The organism is Leptospira abararensis, assembly GCF_016918735.1.
Taxonomy (GTDB): Bacteria; Spirochaetota; Leptospiria; order Leptospirales; family Leptospiraceae; genus Leptospira_A; species Leptospira_A abararensis.
Map to the genome: position 1 here is coordinate 19,323 of NZ_JAFFPR010000014.1, position 16,712 is coordinate 36,034.

Genomic DNA, 16,712 nt, shown 5'->3' on the forward strand with positions numbered 1-16,712 from the left:
ATTTAGTCCAAATGGGGGATGATTTTATCTGCTGTGACAGGTTTTTCTACAAAATCAATGCCGATAGACTTTGCACGATTTTTAATTGTATCTTGAATGTTAGCTGTGATTAAAACAATTTTTACATCTTTGTAATCTTTTTTGAGATCTTCTGCTAAATCTAATCCGGATAAAGTTCCTGGCATGTTTTGATCCAAACTAAAAAAATCGATATCTTGATGATCGTTTAGAAGTGATTTGGCATCGTCAGCTGAACTTGCCTCCAAAATCTCCCAATCTGGGTATTTGTCTAAAATTATCTTTCGGATCATTAAACGGGTAACGGTGCTATCGTCTACGATCAGCGCTTTTTTTTGTGACATATGTATTGCCTTAATTCCGAACTAGTTTATATATGAGATTGCACCTAGTAATTGACGGAAAAAAAATCTATATCCTCAGCCATACATGCGACCCAAATATTTTTTATTACTATTTTTATCCCTTTTCTTCTTCTGTAGGTCGAACCAAAAAATTTGTGAGGGGGAAAATTGCAGAAACGGAAAGTTTCAGATTTCCTATGATAACGGAGATCGTTTTGAGGGGGAATTTTTCGAAGATGTCAAACATGGTTCTGGTATTTACCAGTATTCTAATGGTGATATTTTTGAAGGCATTTACCAATTTGGTTACAAAGAAGGTCCGGGAGTCTATCGTTATGGTAACGGAGACAAATTCATCGGCTCTTATGCTAAAGGCAAACGGCAAGGTTTTGGAAAGTATATTTATTCAGATGGATTGGTATTGGAAGGTCACTGGAACAACAACCAGTTGCAGGGAAACGCAAGGATAACAAATGCGAAAGAAAGTTTGGTATTGGAAGGAATTTGGAAAGATGGTCGGTGGACGGGTATCACACCGACAACATCATCAACCAATGCTATCGAAATTTCGAACCCCGAGTGATTCGTAGATTTTTAGAGTCGCCTTAGACTTATTAAGCGTATACATATGGATACCGGCAACTTTGTGATCCAATAGATCTCTCACTTGTTCTGTAGCCCAATGGATGCCAACATTTTCTGCATAAACATCATCTTCTGCACGAGAAAGAGACTTCAATAATTTAGCAGGGAAATTAGTTCCTAAGGACAATTCAGCCATTCTCGCCATTCCTTTTCTGGAAGTGACCGGCATAATTCCGGCGATGATAGGAACTTTGATTCCTGCAATTTCACAGCGTTCGACAAAATCATAAAAGTAGTTATTATTAAAAAACATTTGGGTGCAAATGTAATCAGCTCCTTGGTCCACTTTCCATTTTAAAAATTCAATTTCTTTTAAGCGGTTGGGAGTGGATGGATGTCCCTCAGGAAAGCCAGCAACACCAATTCCCATTTGTGGAAATTCCTTTTTGATAAACCCAACTAATTCACCGGCAAAAGCAAATCCGTTTTCCGTTTTTTGGAATTCCGTTTGTCCTTTGGGAGGATCCCCACGGAGAGCCATGATGTTATGAATTCCGCTTTTTTCGTACCGTTTTAAGATATCTCGGATATCATCTTTGGTGGATCCGACACAAGTAAGATGACTAATAATTGTTAATCCTGTTTGTTCTTGGAGTTTAACAACCAAATCGTGTGTGAGGTCCCTTGTAGAACCCCCAGCCCCGAAGGTGACACTTACATAAGCTGGGTTCATTTGAGACAATTCTTGGATGTTTCGAAACAAATCTTCAGAGGCTTCCGCATTTTTTGGAGGAAAAAATTCGAAGCTGATGGTTGTTTGTTTTTTACCGAGTACCTGAGAAATGTGCATAAAACCTATCCTCTAAACAGGAATATTTTTCTCAAGCCCCTTGTTAGCCAAGAGCCAACCTTTTGATGCTTTTGTTTTCACTGCCAACCAGAGTGCAAATTTTGGAAACAAGGCTGGGAGGATGACAATGGAGGCCCGTAAATAAGAGGGAACCAAAACTTCACCAGGATTTTTTTTAATGGCATATAGAATCGCATCAGCCACCTCATAGGGTTCAATGACCGGGGTAAAAATAGAGGGTTTGACGCCATCAATCATTCTGGTATTGACCATTGTGGGACAAATCCAACTAACACCAATTTGTGTTTCGTAGAGTTCCATTTTAAGCGCCTGTGAAAAACCAACCATAGCATGTTTTGTTGCAGAATAGGTTACCGTACCTTCTGTTCCAAATTTACCGGCAATACTTGCTAAATTAATGATAGTTGCTTCTTTTTGTTTTTTGAGAAGGGGAAGGGAGAGATACACCAGCTTCATGGGGCCAGCGACATTGATTTGGATGGCCTTGTTCCAAACGGAAAAATCCTTTCCATCATAGGCACCGCTCGGCGCAATCCCTGCGTTGTTGATAAGGATTTGGAAAACCAGATTTTTCTTTTCGATTTGTTTGATTAGAGATTCAATGTCTGGTTCTTTAGAAAGGTCACAGGCAAAGCCATAAAACTTTCTTCCTAAAGATTCTACTTTGGTTTGAATTTCTTTTAATAAGGGCAATTGAATATCAACACCTATGATATCATTTCCTTCTTTTGCTAATCGCTCTGCTGTTAAAGCCCCGATTCCCATACCACATCCCGTGATAAGTACTGTATTTCCCGATAATTTCATTCCTTCAATCTAAGGCATTTTTTACTTTCGTCAATCCGAATCGAATGAGAAATAGACGCATGGAATATAGATTGTTAAAATCGGAACTGGGTCACAGACTTTCTACTGTTGAGTCTACAAATGAATGGATTCGTGACGTCAAAATTCCCTTTGGTTCATGGGTGATTGCCGATGAACAAACAGCTGGAAAAGGTCGCGGAAAAAATGTTTGGCAATCGTTAGGCGAAGATCCTCTGATTTTTTCAGGTAAAATCAGAATATCAGCTGCCGAAATTTCTCTTCCCTTATTATCTATTTTTGTTTCTTCTGCGGTTTTAAAAACAATCTTTCATTTTTTTCCCGAGCGTGAAAATGATACAACGGTCAAGTGGCCGAATGATATCTATCGAAGCGAAAAAAAAGTGGGAGGAATTTTGGTTCAATCCGAATTCATAAACGGAGTGTTTGATGTGGTGATTGGCATTGGACTGAATTTTTTTGGAAACTCCATTCCCGATACTTTAGAGGAGAAAGCTACCTTTTTATGTGATCTAGCTTTGGGGGAAGGTGATTTAGAAAGATTTGTAAATCAGTTGATCACGGACCTAAATCAATCTGTTATTTCGTTATTAGACCAGGGGCAAGTTCTGAAAGATTTAGTTTGGATTGAGAACCACTCCTTGTTAAAACACAAAGTAATTGAAACAGAATGGCAATCCAGAATGGTTCGTGGACGAGTTTTGGGAATTGATGAATTAGGATTCCTTCTCATCATGACCGAAACCGGCGAAAAGATTGAGCTGATGGATACTTCACCAAAATTTCGGATTATATAAATGTCAGAATCACCATTATTATTAGTTATCGATGTGGGAAATACAAACACCGTATTTGGTGTGTTTCGTGAAGGGCAAGACACTCCCGATTTTCACAAGAGAACCGTGACAAGAAGAGATAGAACTTCTGATGAATTAGGCCTTTTTTTAAAAGGGTTTTTAACTCAGGAAAATGTAAAGGCTGATCGAGTAAAAACGGCGATCTACTCAAGTGTAGTTCCCTCTTTGAATCCAATCGTTGAACGTATGTTAGAAGATTGGTTTAATGTAAATCCACTGCGTGTACATTACCAAATGAAACTCAATTTTGGAATTAGTTATCCTCGTCCTTTCGAAATTGGTGCAGACCGATTGGTAAATGCTGCCTACTGTGCAAAAACCTATCCTGGAAAGAAAGCCATCCTTGTGGATTTGGGAACTGCGACTACTTTTTGTGTGATCAACGAAAAACCAGAATATGTAGGTGGTGTGATTGCACCTGGTCTAAAAATCTCCATGGATGCCTTAACTCGTAATACAGCGCAACTCCCTCCTATTGTTTTTGGATCTCCCAAACGAGTATTAGGCGAATCTACTGTCGAGTCTATTCAGGCAGGGTTTTTCTTTGGTTGGATTGGTTTGTTAAAAGAAATTGTAAGAGCCATAAAGGAAGAACATCCTGGAGATTATGTAGTCGTAGGAACGGGAGGACTTGTCACTACCATTCATGCTTCGCATAACCAAGTGTTTGATGAAATTGATCCTATGATGACTTTGAAGGGTTTGAAAATTTTAGCGGATTTAAATTCCTAATATTTTTTTCCGATAAGCCTCACCCATAATTTCATAACCAATTTGGTTGGGATGAATGGGGTCCGAAACGGGATACAAAGGAAGACCACCAGGATTCGACTCAAAAATCGACTCAATTTCGACATAATCGATACTCGGTTTGTTTTCTTTAAGCTGGCGTATGGTTTGGTTATTGGTTCGAATGGTTTCTCGAATGGAAGTCATATTGGTCAAGGGGATTGTTGTAAGTATTACCTTGGATACTTGAGAAGACTCCAAAAAAGAAATAAGCTCTCTTGTTCTAGATTCAAATCCACTGGTACCGTATACCATGGCATCATTAGTGCCTAACTCCAAAAGCCAAAGATCCGTTGGAATTGTATTCAAACGATTTTTATTTTGTAACCAATCTTCTGTAGTGTAACCTGCAACGGAAACATCTGTTACTTTGAATTCGGTAGGTAGTTTTGTTTTTAGCCCAAAACCATCTGACCATTGCCCCAACGAATCTCCCACGATTGTAATCTTACGGTTCAATGAAATTCCTCCTAGGAGCGATAAATATTGGTTTGTTGGTTTATCCGAATGGTAACACCCGATTGATAAAAAGAAAGAGATCCATGGAATTACGTAAGATGGGAAGGATTTCCAAACTTTCATTTTTTTGTATAAACGATCGTTTTATAGTGCAGCCAATGATTACCGGAAACAGGAATCTCCCATTCCTCCCGTTTCCAAGAGGAGGTTTTTAAATAATCTTTGATCACATGATTTATCAATTGGTCATCATAGAAAACAAAACTGTCTCGTGACTTGATAGTTTTAATGTATGCTTCCGAAGGAATGTCTAGTTCCCCTGGGATAAATTCCAAAATATTCAGATCAGGTCGTTTTTTTCGTAAGCTGAAGTAAGGATCAGGGAGTGCTTGTAAATACACTGACTTAGAATTAACCAAACTCATTTCTAAGTGTTGGTAATGTGATTCTAAAAGTTGTTTTGAATCTGTTTGAAACCAATGGATGTGATTGGTATAGAGTAAGGCAAAAAGAGATAATAAAACACCAACAAATGGCAATTTCAAATTGTATATTTCAGATTCGCATAACAAAGCCATTCCCAATGCTAATGGAAATAGGATATGGAAAACATACCATCCTTCAGAAGAGGTATATAATGCGATTAGGATTGATAGAATCCAAATCCAAAATAATATCCATTTCTGATCTAGTTTCCCAAACTGTTTGAAGCGTTTATAGGAAATAAATGCCAGAGCCATGAGTTCTGTTAGGATGACGGCCAATCGTAATTTTGGAAATCCAAATCCAAAGGAAAATACTTTTACCTTGTCGATCAGCGTGAAGGTTTCGAGAAGATTTCTTTTGCGTGTGAGTTGTGCTCCGAACTGAATTTCAAACCAATCCCAATTCGGATGGATGTAATACAACCAACACAAGATAGGTAGAATTCCTCCGAGGAGAAACCAAGGAATGGATTTTAAGCCGAAATTTCTCCAAACCAAAAAAAGTGTTGCGAGTCCAAAGGAAGCACCAATGGGATGAGATAAAAAAGAAAGTGAGAGTGTAACACCTGCTAAAAAAACAAACCACTGTTTGGATTTATCTTTATTAGTTGAAAAAAGTAAACTTGTGATAAAGAAAAAAGCAGTGAGCCCTTCCATTCTGGCAGCAGTTCCAAAACGGAAAAGAAGAGGTTCCCATAAGATACTAACAAAAGCAATTTGGCAGGCAAATTCGGATAGAGATTCTCTTCTCAATAACCAATAAAAACCTACGGCCGTGAAATACACTATTACTACGTTTGCAATACGAACCGTTGTTAGTGTGTCAGGAAAAATAGATAAAGAAAGGCCGGAGAAAAGTAAATACAGGGGTGGCATCCAGAGGGTTTTGGATTCCATACCGGGGATGAGACCATTCAAAACATCGGTTTGTAAATGGCCATATTTTGCAAAAGACAATGCGGGGGAAAAAAACAAAACTTCATCTGGCCAGACAACTGGGAAAATATCCAAGTTGATCCAGACCTGAAAGAAAAAGAGTGCAGAGATAATGAAAAACGAGGCGTAAGCCACGTGGTTACTATTTGGAGAGGGAATTAACGGCTTCTTGTTCCGTCTCAAAGACTTCAAACAAGTCCAAAAGTTCCACTACATCGAACACCTTTTTGACAGGAGGTGTGATACAGCAGAGCTTTAGCTTTCTACCTTGTTTGTCCAACTCTCGAACCATTCCCACAAAGATGCGAATTCCAGAGGAAGAGATGTAAGAGATAAGCTCAAGGTTGATGATGATGTCGCCCTCGCCGTTTTGCACGTCGTCGGCCAATTTGGCCTCCACTTCATCCGAATGGGTAATGTCCAAACGACCGTTAAGGTGAACGAGTGTGTGCTTTCCGATTTTTTTGGTCTTAATTTCCAAAGCGAGCCTACTTGAAGACTAGAATCTCTGAAAACACCAAAGGTTCAAGAAATTTTTAGGCTGCTTGGTTTTTGTTTCGGTTAAAAAGTCGCGGATCTGTTCGTTCTTCGACCGGAATGTGCAATAATATTCTTTGTTTGGTAGAACGAGTAGATCTATGTCCCAAAAACTCTTGGATTTCCCAAACAGGAAAACCTTTTTTGAAAAGATCCAAGGCGATCATATCACGAAGAAAGGGGATATGGATTTCTTTTGAGATGAGGTTACTTGCATTCTTCAGAATCTTTTGAATGGTTCTTGTCCGTAATTTTCCATAACGACCAGGAAATAGATAATCAGTGGGTGAGAACTCGGATGAGTAACGATAGAGTTCTAATGCCAAGTTAGGTTCAATGAAGATCTTTCTCCTGCGCAAACGACCGCCGTTCTTTAATTTGAAGAGAGTTCTTTCGGGGTTGAAGTCTGCGATTTTGAGATCGATTAATTCGGGGAGTGATAGACCTGTACACACCAAAAACTTGATGATTAAGTAATGGAGGTAGTTCCGATCACGGAGTTTGAACAAAAGAGTTCGAACTTCCGATTGGTCAATCAAACGATTATCAAGTGTCATGACATCAACGGTCAAAACTTGTGGGAGGAGGGCCGGTAATTTCAAATCATTATTTAGCATAAATTTTTCTCGCAGGAATGTAACAGTTATAACAATCTATGCAATCAATTTGTCACCAAACTGCAGTTTTGGATCAAAAATTCGGAAGAAATAAATTTACTTGTTCATGTTTTTGCACCTTCCTATTTTCTGCTTGATTCATATTTCAAAAACGATCCTATCTTTGGGAGAAAGGATAAAGGACAGACACGAATGGACTCTTTGGAACTGAAAACGAATGACCCGGAACTACAACTGACAAAGGAAGATTTACTGAAAGTTGAGGAACTTACAGGACAAATTAAACTCAACAATCCGAATGATGTTGTCTCCTACGGAGCCTCTGCACAGGCCAAGGTTTCCGAATTTGCTGACAAAGTTCTTTCCGAAATCAAAACAAAGGATTCGGGATATGCTGGTGAACTCTTAAATAACCTCTTGTTTAAAATCAAAGATTTGAATTTGGATAGTTTTGCAGGTGAGGGTGGAACTTTATCAAAAATCCCCCTCATTGGTGGCCTTTTTGATGCCTCGCGGAAATTCTTAGCCAAATTTGAAGACCTACAATCCCAAATTGAAAAGATTGTGGAAGAATTACATACAGCACGGACCAATCTCACAAAAGACATAACATTATTACAGGCGTTATATGAGAAAAACTTGGAATATTTTAAAGAAATCCAAGTGTACATTGCCGCTGGGGACCAAAAAGTTAAGGAGTTAAGAGACAAAATCCTACCAGAAATGTTGGCGAAAGCAAAAGCCCAAGGAGATACTTTGGCTTCCCAACAGTACCAAGATATGGTACAAATGGTGGATCGATTTGAGAAAAAAATCCACGATTTAAAGCTCACTCGAATTCTCTCCTTACAAACTGGACCGCAGATCCGCCTCATCCAAAACGGAAACCAAGTCCTAGTGGAGAAAATCCAAAGTTCCATTCTAAACACTATTCCTCTTTGGAAAAACCAAATAGTCATCGCATTAGGTTTGTTACGCCAAAGAAAGGCATTAGAGGCGCAAAAACAAGTTTCGAAAACCACCAATGACCTAATTCAAAAAAATGCGGAAATGTTGAAAACAGGAACTGTTGAGATCGCAAGAGAGTCCGAAAAAGGAATCATTGAAATCGAAACATTAAAAACTGTAAACCAACAGTTGATTGAAACCATTACGGAAACGTTAAAAATCCAAGAAGATGGTCGTCAAAAACGAAAATCTGCAGAACAAGAAATGATTAAAATTGAATCAGAAATCAAACAAAAACTATTGGAATCGAAATAGAATGACTGAAGTGCAATTGGAACAAAACCAAGAAGAAAAGAAATGGGCGAGGCGTGCCCATCTCTCGACCATCCTAACCTATCCAATGGCTTTATTGCCTTTTCCCTTTTTTATTTCTTCCCTTGGTGCTATGGTTTATCCATTTGTCATGTGGCTTTCGAGAAATAAATCTTCCTATTCCGCCAAACAATCGCTAGAGGCTATTTATTTACAGGCTTTGTTGTCACTTGGGTTTTTTGGGTTTGGAGCAAAGTTTGGTGATGATCGGGTTTTACTTGTGTTTTCTTATGTATTTATGGCATTCCTTCATGTTATCTTTTTAGGAATTGCAATCTATAGAACTACCATTGGAAAAGCCCACCACTATCCGTTTAGTTTTTTCCCTCTTCTTTTTTCATCCAACCAAACGAAGGAGAATTGGAATGAATTAAAGAAAAAATTTGAAGATAAAGTCGAGTTTACCGAATACAAATCACAAATGGAACGATTGGATGGATTTCGAGTTTTGACAGAAAAAGAATCCAAATCACTCACGGATTCAACACTGCAAGGACTTAGTAATGAATACTTACATTCTCTCTCTGATTTGCGTGTTCGACTCGCCGAAGATCCTTTGTCTTACCGAAAGGCAAAACAATTTCTGAATTACTTTCCTGAAACTGTATCTAAGATATTAAGTCAGTACAATAAGGTGAGTGCCGATGCGGGTTCTGCTGAAACTGAAAAAAGAAAAACAGAATTGAATTCATTACTCAGTGAAGTAATCAAAACGACAGAACAGGTCAGAAATAAACTGAAAGCAGATGAAACCCTAAATTTAGATGTTGAGATCACTGCGATGAAGAAAAACATCGAATTTGGTGGGTATTGATGCAATCAGAGTTACTGGATAGATCTTATCATTTTTTAAATTTCCTTCCAACGGTTTCTGATTTCTTAGTGCAAAAACACAAAGAATCGGGATTGAAGGTAGATGAAAAAGGTCTATACAACCTAGTAACGGAAGCTGATTTAAAAGCAGAGTCCATGATTTTGGATGAGATCCAGAAAAATTATCCTGCTGATGGGATTCTTTCTGAAGAACGAGGAAAGATAGAAGGTAAGTCGGGATATACTTGGGTGGTGGATCCTTTGGATGGCACTACCAATTACACTCATGGACTACCATTATACGGTATTTCCGTTGGTGTTGTCGAAACAGAAACAATGACTCCTCTCATTGGAATGGTTTTTTTTCCAGAGTTAAATACCTATTATCATGCGATCAAAGGCCAAGGTGCCTTTCGAGAAAAAACTCCTATTCAAGTTTCTAAAACGAGCTCTCTTAAGGACTCTCTTTTTGTCACAGGATTTCCTTATGATCGGAATCTATCATTAGATACTCTTATGCAGTATTACAAATCCATTTTGCAAAAATCTCGTGGCATCCGTAGAACAGGAGCAGCAACTCTCGATTTATGTTGGTTAGCCGAAGGTAAGTTTGAAGGATACTACGAACTTGGATTAAAACCTTGGGATATGGCAGCCGCTGGTCTCATTGTGTTAGAGGCAAAAGGAAAAATTACTTCCATGGATGGAAACGACTTTTCTATTATGATTCCCAGTTTACTTGCAACGAATGGTCTTGTACATGAATACTTATTAGCTGAATTTGAGGGACAAATCAATCGAGTAGCATACTAACCATCTGGTTTAGTTTTTTCCGGACCACTTCTTTACTAAAGTTTGCCAGAACATACTCCCTACCATTCTGCCCGAGTCTATTGGCGATGTCTCGATTCTCCAACAAAAAATCCAAAGTTCTTTGGAAAGAAAGAGAATCTGAATAATAAAGTCCACCTTGACTTCGTAAACAATGTCCTTTCATTACAGAGGATTTTGCATTTACGAGTACGGCTTTTTTTTGTATCCATGCTTCCATAATCGAAATAGAAAAACTTTCAAATGCTGACGGATTGAGTAAAAGAAATGACTTTTGGATTTCGGAAATTTTTTCTTCTTCACTGACAAAACCAGTAAAAGTAATCAAAGAGTCCTTCGGAGTTTCCATGGAGGAAATAGAACCTAAACATTTGACCGTAATGTCTGTTCGGTTAGAATATAACTTCCAATTTTGAAAGTTTTCAAAAAGTTCAGGGTATCCCTTTGCTGGTTCAATTCGACCAATAGTAATCAATTGATTGGAATCTAAATCTGGTGGATTAAGATCTGTAAAATTATCATCGATATAGGTTCCAATTAAAAAATAAGACTCTGTTTTTTGTTTCGTATAGGTTTCATAAACAGACATTTCCTCTGGTGCATTGAAGCTATATACATACTCTTTTGTATAGGTCTTCCTATACATGGGAAGACGAAATGGAGGTTCATCATGAAATGTTGGTACGATGACAAAGGGAATTTTTAAATTAGGAATACTTGCGACAACAGGATAATAAAGATAGCCGATAAGAATCGCAATGTCATAAGAATTCTGTTCTTTGGTAACGAAGTTTACTAAGTCTGGACAAAACGGCCCTTGTTCTTTTAGGAATTCGAATTGTTCTTTTTCGGAAACAGAATCTCCTTTTTCTAAACATTGATTTAAAATACGATTCATCTTCACCATATTTCGAGTTTGGGATACTGGAAATCGAAGGATTCGAATGGAATTTTCTCTGGTTTCTCCTCCTCGAAATTCATTTTTCCAACTTACATAATCTTTGGCAGAAGAAGTACAAACTGTAACATCGTTGGATTCCGAAAGAATCGATGCGTAATCGTATGCTAATTTTTCTGCACCGCCAGAAGCATGTTCTAAAAAACGCGCGGTTATCATTAAAATTTTTGCCATAGTTAAACTCTCACTACTTCGAGTAAGGGTAGGATACTAGTGGATTGTAAATATTCATCTAACCTAATATTCTGAGAACCAATGATTGAATTTCGAAGTTCCGTTTTTTTGAAAACGGAATCAACAAGGGGAACAAGGGAATCAAAATCTTTCGATTCAAAAAGAATCCCGGAATGGTTTAAGGTTTCCGGGATAGCTCCTGCGGCAAAGGCAACCACTGGTAAGTGGAAATACATTGCTTCCATAAGGGGAACACAAAATCCTTCATGTTCACTCATCGATAAAAACATGTTACTTTCTGAGTAGATCTTTTTTAACATCGTTTCATCAACGTAAGAAATAATTTTTACTTCTTCAGTAAGATCTAAGTGGTGGATCATAAAATTGAGTTCATCCAAGTAGGATTGTTGGTTTGGGTTGCAGAAACCAAGCATTCGCAAGGAGAATTGATTTCCCATTTTTGATTTCCATGTTCTTGCAAAACGTATTAAATCATCCTGGCGTTTGTTCGGTGCAATACGACCCACAAACAAAAAGGAGGGGTTTACAAATGATTTTAATTTGAGATCACGTGGAACATCTTTCCATTTTTGAAAGTTTAGGTGAAGTGGAAGTAATCTAGCATGTTCAAATCCGATCTCTCTTAATTCGCTTAAATTAAAATGAGAAACAGCAAAAGAATGATGGAAGGTGTTCCGAATGATTTCCAAATCTTCTCTTCCTTTTCGCAGTAGATAAGAAAATTTCAGGTCATAGTCGGTAAAAAAATTTTCAGGAGTGACATTGTGATAAATAAGGATTTTTCGATTTGGAAATTTTAGAATAAAATCTAGTACTTCGCTGTGAATGGAATGGTGGTATACCAGTACATCATTCGGTTTGATTTTTGCTTTGGTAATTTTTTCTGCATATTTTCTATCGTAAGAAAATACATTTTCTGCAAATATTTTTCCATTGTATCCTTCCTTGGACAACAAACGTTTTATCTCCAACATTTCTTGGGAGATGGCGTCGCCTAATTGGAATCCTGCGGAAAATTGATGTATGTTCATTGGATACCGGAATTAAGAATCCCTGAAATCACTTCTTGAAATGGAAATTGGTTATAAGATTGCAATACTTTGTATTGGTTATCAATCAGGGAAGTTCGTTTTTCCATTTGGAACAAATTCTCTTGGATTAGTTTTATAATAGAAAAAAAATCTTTTGTTTGGAAAAGAACGCCTGCTCCTTTCATGGTTCCAGGGACTGCTCCGGCGGAATAGGCAAAGACTGGAATTCCAGAACCAAACGCTTCTAGAATCGGTAGGCAAAAACCTTCATGTTCGCTCATAGAAACAAAGGCACCTGCCTCTTTTAAAATTGCGATTACTTCTAAATCAGATTTGCCTGTCAAAAAAAGAACCTTTCCTTCTAATCCGAATTTTTGCACATTCGCAGTCAGTTTATCAAAATAACCATCGAAGGCACCAATAACAGAACCTATACACAAACAGTTGGCTTCAGGAAATTCCTTTACCCAATAAGAGAAGAGTTCAATCAGGTCTTCCCATTTTTTTTGTGGTGAATAACGACCTACAAAAACCAAGGATTGATTTCGGGATACGGATTCCATTTTAGAATCGGTTTCATAAGATTTGCAAATGGGGATGATATAGGGATTTTTGAATTGGTACTCGGAAATAGTTTGGAAGTTAAATTCAGAATCGCACCAGATAGAATCACAAAATATGGATAAACTAGCAATTTCTAAATAGGATAAAGATTCAAATTTTTCCATTGCTGAAAAAATATCGGGAGTAGTGGTATCTCTATAAAACTGAGCGGGCGTTATGTTGTGGAATCTTAGAATCTTTCGGCCAGGTAAGTTTTGGAAAAGAGAATAAGGATAACCCGCCCCACCATAATGTAGAATGTGAATATCATCCGAAGTTGTTGGGTGCTGAAAGGAATCTACAAAGTGGAACTGGCTATTTAATTGTTTTCCCTTCCGAGGTAATCTTGTTACAAAATGCGATTGGTAACCAAGGGAAATAAAAACATCTGCAAGTCCAATTGCATCATTTCCTACACCATCAGAATCTTTTAGTTCATCTAAATGTTGGAAAACATTCATGTATCGAGTTTTGTATATCTGTATATTTTCGTATCTTCTGTGACAGAAAGATCTCGAACTTGTTTAAAACCAAGAGTTTCTAAATAGTTGGGTAGTTGGTCCAAATTGATTTCAGAAACTTGCAGATCACGGAATGGGCGATTGGAAAAGTTGGGTTTGATGGATACGGAAAAATACAAATGTTTACCATTGGAAAGCGAATTTGAAATTTCAGCAAATATCCTTTCGATCCAAAAAGAAGGAAAACGATTGAGTGGTAAATAAACCAAAAGATCCGTTGGATTTTTTAAAATTTGGTTTAAAGGAAATATTTTTTTTTCTAATTGGACAGTCGCGGTAATTTTACTTTGAATGAATTGAAATTCACTTTCATGAGATGTGATACAACGAAAAGGAATTTTCATTATAGAAAGTTGTTTTAAAATGTCTCCCCATTCCGGAAACAAAACTGTGATTTCACTAGTTTTAGAAAAATCTTCTAATGCAAGTTTCCAAGTCGGATTCGAACCTGCATCAGTAAAGTATGAATTTATCGCCCAACCAAAGTTAGGTAATTCATTTGAGGATTCATGCAACAAATGATCCCGATAAAATCCATCAAAACGACTTTCGATTTGTTCTATTCTTTTTCCCAAACGAACTAACTCATGCAAAACCGAAAAAAATGCACGGATTCTATTCTCCGAAAGTTTTTTATCGATAAGTCCGTAAACAGAGATTAGGCGGTTGATGAAGTATTTAATTGGCCCTCTAATAAACCAGAATTTTGGATTTGAAAATTTGGGGCTTGAAATGCCTTTTTCAAAGAGATGAGCGGTGCCCGCAGGATCAAATTTTCGAAATCCTTGTGGGGATTCGGGTTTGTAACTGATCTTTGTGAGTTCTCTCCAATTGGGAGTTTGTCCTGGGTCTAGAGGGATCTTTGATTCGATTCCCTGGATCAATTCTGATACATTCAACTGTGGGTCTCGGACTTCGACAAAGGGGGAGGGATTGAATTTCTTTTTGTCTTCCACAGTTTTCTTTCTTTTGTTGAGAGGATTTGAAAAATTGGAAGAATGGCAACTAAATCTTAGGGCCGAATCGGAAATTTCCCTTTTCTATGAAAAAAAAACAAACTTTAGTCACCGGAGCCAGTGGATTTGTCGGAAGTTACCTACTTCCCGCTCTCGAATCGGTTGGCGAGTATCAAATCCATTGTTTTCAAGGTGACATTCGCGACCGAAAGGCCGTTGTGAGAAATCTAGAAGAAATTCGACCGGATATCCTGATCCACTTAGCAGCCCAAGCATTTGTTCCCATTGCGATCGAAAACCCCTGGGAAACAGAAGAAATCAATGTTGGTGGCACATTGAACCTAATCGAATACTTGCATAGAATTCAGAAGCCATGTAAAATGTTGTATGTTTCGTCCGCAGATGTCTACGGGAAACAAAACCTATCATTTCTTCCTTTAAAGGAATCTCTTTTGCCAAAACCATTGAACCCCTATGCGGGAAGTAAATTGGCAGCCGAATCTTATTGTCGCCAATACGCGGAATACAGTCCTTTTGTTTCTGTTGTCATTGCTCGTCCTTTCAATCATATTGGGATTGGGCAAAGGAAAGAGTTTGTCATTCCTAACTTTTGTTCTCAAATTATCGAAGCCAAATATTCAGGAAAAACTTCGATTGCTGTAGGTGATTTAGCACCGACACGAGATTTTTCTCATGTGGAAGATATTATCAGTGGTTATCTAACCTTAATCGAGAAGGGTGAGTCTGGAGAAATTTATAATATCTGTTCTGGTGAAGAACGTAGTATACGTTTTATGGTAGAGGAATTAGTAAAGATTTCAGGTCATGATATAAAATTTGAAGTGGATGCCGGACGAGTCAGAGCGTCCGAAACATCCAAGGTGTATGGAGATAATTCCAAACTAAGAGCACTCGGTTGGAAAAACAAACACAGCTTAAGCGAAACTCTCCAACAGATTTACAATCATTTAGAATCAGAATTTTTGAAATCCAAACAAACCGATTGAACTTCTTTCCATGTTTTGTCTGAAACCACTTTTTTGATTGTTCCTTTTTTTCCAGATTCAATCAAAGTTGCCAGCGTTTTCATCCTTTCATCTGTAGCAGGATGTGTGCTTAAAAAATCAGTGAGTGATTTTGTAATCACTTGATCATCTTTTGCATTGGTATCGGATGGATTTTTTTCAGATTCTGCAATTTCTTTTTCTAGTTCCTGCATTCGTTGAAAGAAGGTAAGAAGGCCAGATGGAGAAAGGTTTTGGTTTCGTAAATACTCGATGGATGTAACATCCGCTTCTGTTTCAAAGTCTCTAGAAAACTTTAGAACAAGAATTGTGGAACCAAGTTCCGTAAATGTTTCTAAAAATTCCATATTTCCCAAACCAGGACCCACAACCAAACTAATTGCAAGTGATGTACCACCAGCTTTCACTAAGTTTCTCATATGATGTCTTTTTTCGATATGGGCCACTTCATGTGCCAAAACACCGATGACTTCTTCTTGGGATTTGGCCTCGTTTAACAATCCAGAAAAAAAATAGATTTTTCCATTGGAGAGGGCAAAGGCATTGGGAATGGTAGAGCCAATCACTGAAACTTTGAATTGATGAGGGCTGCCTTTGGGCGCAATTTTTTTTAAGGCTTCTGAAAAGAATCTCTCTGTTGCCTTGGTATTACATTCTTGAAATTGGGCATCCATTTTCATTTGAACCGATTCACCGAGTGATTTGTCCATAGAAACTGGGATTAAGTTAGTAACAAGTTCCAATCCTTTAAAATAGAAAAAGCCAATAACTGCGACAATGACAATCGACAAGGTTCCAAGCACAATCGGGTTCATCTCTCTAATGGAATAGAAAAATGCATGTGCATGACTTTGGTTTTTCTTGGATTGGATCCAGATGGATTCTAATAGTTTTGCATCACCCTTAGAACAAATAATTTCTAAAACAGGACTTTCTTTTACTTCATCGGGTCGTAAGACCAACTTACAACCTTTATGCGTTAAGGTGAATTCTGCAAATTGGGAAATGTTCAGTTTGTGTGCTGTTTCTGCAGACGAAAAGTCGATGGTTTGGCCATGAATCAGAACAGTCCCTTCTTCAGGGACTGCTGATACTCCGTCAAAATATCGGGATGTAAATGTTTGATTTTGGAACAA

19 protein-coding genes are annotated in these 16,712 nt (G+C 37.8%); 7 read left to right on the forward strand and 12 right to left on the reverse strand.

The features are described 5' to 3' along the window. Positions 1–2: 2 nt before the first annotated feature. On the reverse strand, positions 3–362 hold the full coding sequence (locus tag JWG40_RS04260; protein WP_205284624.1) for a response regulator: 360 nt from the start codon (positions 360–362) through the stop codon (positions 3–5). A gap of 85 nt (positions 363–447) precedes the next feature. On the opposite strand from JWG40_RS04260, the gene JWG40_RS04265 reads away from it, so the two are divergent. Further along, the gene (locus JWG40_RS04265; protein WP_205284625.1) at positions 448–945 is read left to right on the forward strand and encodes an MORN repeat-containing protein; all 498 of its coding nucleotides are present in this window, start codon (positions 448–450) and stop codon (positions 943–945) included. Here the strand turns inward: JWG40_RS04265 and metF are convergent. Next, positions 910–1,797, reverse strand: a complete 888-nt coding sequence (metF, locus tag JWG40_RS04270; protein WP_205284626.1) for a methylenetetrahydrofolate reductase [NAD(P)H] — start codon at positions 1,795–1,797, stop codon at positions 910–912. The genes JWG40_RS04265 and metF overlap by 36 nt on opposite strands. Before the next feature lie 12 nt (positions 1,798–1,809). Next, positions 1,810–2,625, reverse strand: coding sequence for an SDR family NAD(P)-dependent oxidoreductase (locus JWG40_RS04275; protein WP_205284627.1), 816 nt, complete (start codon positions 2,623–2,625; stop codon positions 1,810–1,812). 59 nt (positions 2,626–2,684) lie between these two features. On the opposite strand from JWG40_RS04275, the gene JWG40_RS04280 reads away from it, so the two are divergent. Together JWG40_RS04280 and JWG40_RS04285 are read left to right on the forward strand one after the other, a co-directional pair. Beyond that, positions 2,685–3,440 carry a biotin--[acetyl-CoA-carboxylase] ligase gene (locus JWG40_RS04280; protein WP_205284628.1) on the forward strand — a complete coding sequence of 252 codons (756 nt, stop codon included), beginning with the start codon at positions 2,685–2,687 and terminating at the stop codon, positions 3,438–3,440. After that, positions 3,441–4,232: a type III pantothenate kinase gene (locus tag JWG40_RS04285; RefSeq protein ID WP_205284629.1), complete on the forward strand. Its 792-nt coding sequence runs from the start codon at positions 3,441–3,443 to the stop codon at positions 4,230–4,232. On the opposite strand, the gene JWG40_RS04290 is transcribed toward JWG40_RS04285, so the two are convergent. From JWG40_RS04290 to JWG40_RS04305, 4 genes are all read right to left on the reverse strand, one after another. Next, positions 4,221–4,748 (reverse strand): SGNH/GDSL hydrolase family protein, encoded by a 528-nt coding sequence (locus JWG40_RS04290; RefSeq protein WP_205284630.1) that lies wholly within the window; start codon positions 4,746–4,748, stop codon positions 4,221–4,223. The two genes, JWG40_RS04285 and JWG40_RS04290, sit on opposite strands and share 12 nt — an antisense overlap. Positions 4,749–4,867: 119 nt before the next feature. Then, entirely contained in the window at positions 4,868–6,304 is a 1,437-nt protein-coding gene (locus tag JWG40_RS04295) for an ArnT family glycosyltransferase (RefSeq protein WP_205284631.1), read from the reverse strand. A gap of 7 nt (positions 6,305–6,311) precedes the next feature. Next, complete coding sequence (locus tag JWG40_RS04300) at positions 6,312–6,650, reverse strand: STAS domain-containing protein (protein ID WP_002975971.1); 339 nt, start codon at positions 6,648–6,650, stop codon at positions 6,312–6,314. 55 nt (positions 6,651–6,705) lie between these two features. Beyond that, on the reverse strand, positions 6,706–7,323 hold the full coding sequence (locus tag JWG40_RS04305) for a tyrosine-type recombinase/integrase (RefSeq protein WP_205284632.1): 618 nt from the start codon (positions 7,321–7,323) through the stop codon (positions 6,706–6,708). 192 nt (positions 7,324–7,515) lie between these two features. Between JWG40_RS04305 and JWG40_RS04310 the strand changes: the two genes are divergently transcribed. The 3 genes from JWG40_RS04310 to JWG40_RS04320 are packed head-to-tail and all read left to right on the forward strand — an operon-like array spanning position 7,516 to position 10,269. Further along, a complete protein-coding gene (locus tag JWG40_RS04310; protein ID WP_205284633.1) occupies positions 7,516–8,586 on the forward strand; it encodes a toxic anion resistance protein in 1,071 nt (356 codons plus the stop codon). A 1-nt stretch (position 8,587) separates the two neighbouring features. Further along, positions 8,588–9,457 (forward strand): magnetosome magnetite crystal formation protein family, encoded by an 870-nt coding sequence (locus JWG40_RS04315; RefSeq protein WP_205284634.1) that lies wholly within the window; start codon positions 8,588–8,590, stop codon positions 9,455–9,457. Further along, a complete protein-coding gene (locus JWG40_RS04320; RefSeq protein ID WP_205284635.1) occupies positions 9,457–10,269 on the forward strand; it encodes an inositol monophosphatase family protein in 813 nt (270 codons plus the stop codon). Before JWG40_RS04315 ends, JWG40_RS04320 begins: the two co-directional genes overlap by 1 nt. On the opposite strand, the gene JWG40_RS04325 is transcribed toward JWG40_RS04320, so the two are convergent. The 4 genes from JWG40_RS04325 to JWG40_RS04340 are packed head-to-tail and all read right to left on the reverse strand — an operon-like array spanning position 10,250 to position 14,551. Beyond that, complete coding sequence (locus tag JWG40_RS04325; RefSeq protein WP_205284636.1) at positions 10,250–11,419, reverse strand: glycosyltransferase family 4 protein; 1,170 nt, start codon at positions 11,417–11,419, stop codon at positions 10,250–10,252. The two genes, JWG40_RS04320 and JWG40_RS04325, sit on opposite strands and share 20 nt — an antisense overlap. Positions 11,420–11,421: 2 nt before the next feature. Next, complete coding sequence (locus tag JWG40_RS04330) at positions 11,422–12,471, reverse strand: glycosyltransferase family 4 protein (protein ID WP_205284637.1); 1,050 nt, start codon at positions 12,469–12,471, stop codon at positions 11,422–11,424. After that, positions 12,468–13,535, reverse strand: a complete 1,068-nt coding sequence (locus JWG40_RS04335; protein WP_205284638.1) for a glycosyltransferase — start codon at positions 13,533–13,535, stop codon at positions 12,468–12,470. The genes JWG40_RS04330 and JWG40_RS04335 overlap by 4 nt, the downstream gene beginning before the upstream one ends. After that, positions 13,532–14,551 (reverse strand): LIC_10202 family protein, encoded by a 1,020-nt coding sequence (locus tag JWG40_RS04340; protein WP_205284639.1) that lies wholly within the window; start codon positions 14,549–14,551, stop codon positions 13,532–13,534. The genes JWG40_RS04335 and JWG40_RS04340 overlap by 4 nt, the downstream gene beginning before the upstream one ends. A gap of 86 nt (positions 14,552–14,637) precedes the next feature. Here JWG40_RS04340 and JWG40_RS04345 point away from each other — a divergent pair, with 86 nt between their 5' ends. Continuing rightward, positions 14,638–15,558, forward strand: a complete 921-nt coding sequence (locus JWG40_RS04345; RefSeq protein ID WP_205284640.1) for an NAD-dependent epimerase/dehydratase family protein — start codon at positions 14,638–14,640, stop codon at positions 15,556–15,558. Here the strand turns inward: JWG40_RS04345 and JWG40_RS04350 are convergent. Next, positions 15,516–16,712 (reverse strand): M48 family metallopeptidase, encoded by a 1,197-nt coding sequence (locus JWG40_RS04350; protein ID WP_205284641.1) that lies wholly within the window; start codon positions 16,710–16,712, stop codon positions 15,516–15,518. The two genes, JWG40_RS04345 and JWG40_RS04350, sit on opposite strands and share 43 nt — an antisense overlap.